This is a genomic window from Variovorax sp. AC103, from assembly GCF_979254005.1.
Genome location: NZ_CEEDFC010000124.1, coordinates 1 through 229 on the forward strand (window position 1 = coordinate 1; position 229 = coordinate 229).

At 73.4% G+C, this 229-nt stretch carries 1 protein-coding gene; it reads left to right on the forward strand.

The features are described 5' to 3' along the window. The coding region (locus AC0IYU_RS35050) for a cytochrome c-type biogenesis protein (protein ID WP_472127021.1) at window positions 1–229 on the forward strand (229 nt) is incomplete at both ends.

Below are 229 nucleotides of genomic sequence, written 5' to 3' on the forward strand. Positions count from 1 at the left end.
GGCGAAGCGCAGCCGCTGGCCGCCGACCCGCAGCTCGGCCGCGATCGCCTGCACGCGCGCGTCGAGCTGCGCGGCCTGGTGTGCCAGAACGAGACGCTCGCCGCGTCGCAGTCGGCCCTGGCGATCGACCTGCGCGAGCTGCTGGCCGATCTGCGCGCGCAGGGGCGCAGCGCAGACGAGGTCAAGGGTTACATGGTCGAGCGCTACGGCGACTTCGTGCTGTACCGGC